Annotated in this window: 2 protein-coding genes; one reads left to right on the forward strand and one right to left on the reverse strand. The window is 28.4% G+C overall.

The genetic code is table 11. The features are described 5' to 3' along the window. Positions 1-226, forward strand: a 226-nt coding sequence (locus tag KR227_RS10705; protein ID WP_218365320.1) for a hypothetical protein, incomplete at its 5' end; no start/stop codon positions are given. A 47-nt stretch (positions 227-273) separates the two neighbouring features. Here the strand turns inward: KR227_RS10705 and KR227_RS10710 are convergent. Then, the coding region (locus KR227_RS10710; RefSeq protein WP_218365321.1) for an IS982 family transposase at positions 274-1,042 on the reverse strand (769 nt) is incomplete at its 5' end.

The raw sequence follows: 1,042 nt of genomic DNA on the forward strand, positions 1-1,042 counted from the left end.
CTCTGATTATATAAAAAATAATGATAAAGTTCGAGAAATTGATGATGTGTTTGGAGTGAAGTTCTATAAAGAAAAAATTTATACTGAAAAAAATAAATTCTTTCTGCATTATAATGATGATAAAACTAAACTAGTAATACATACACGACAGTTAAGCAGCAATGTGAAAAATGATTTACTAGAAGATATGGCGAAGATTATTATACAGCATTTAATGTCTTTATAGTTATTTTAGTTATGTGTGATAATATAATATATTACCCGTTGTGCATTTTAAATTATCTTGACTTTGATATTATTAATATTTCTATTAAATATCTTTTGGTTAATGTATTGGATAAGAGTTAGAGCTGTTATTTTAGATATGATTCTTGTTTTAAATCCTTCAAAAGACTTGGCGTAATTTCGTCTGATCATAAACTGGTCACATAATTGGGAGAACAAAGTTTCTATCCGTTTTCTTGATTTTCTAAAAACGAAAGGTTGTTTTCTATAGTTTTTCTGATTTTTTCTCATAGGAACATTAAGCTTTATATGGCAAGTTTCAAAAAGGTTTAATTGAATTTCAGAGGATAAGTAACCTTTATCGGCTATGATAGTACAATCTCTCATCTGTTGCTTGATATCTTTCAGATAATGAATATCATGAACGGATGCAGGAGTTAAATCAAAACTGTGAAAAACACCTTTGATAGAGCATACAGCATGTAATTTATAGCCATAAAATTTTGTTTTTTGAGAAGCACAATATCCCATATCAGGGAAAGCATAATAGGTTTCTTTACAGATTTTAGAACGTACACTTCTAATAGTTTTACACACTTCCAAAGGCATACTGTCAACTATAAAATAATCTTCAAACTCGTTAAAGTTAGAGGCTAACTTAGCTCGAACTTGCTCTATATACTCAGCTAATTTTCGTTTTCTTTTATTGTAAACACTTCGTTCAATCTTGGAGGATAGAAAAGTAGGAAGTTTTCTAAATAAATCATTTTCACTGTCTATAGACATATATTCAGCCGTAAGATTTAAACTAATAAGT

Source organism: Corynebacterium sp. TAE3-ERU30 (assembly GCF_019209925.1).
GTDB classification, from domain to species: domain Bacteria; phylum Actinomycetota; class Actinomycetes; order Mycobacteriales; family Mycobacteriaceae; genus Corynebacterium; species Corynebacterium megadyptis.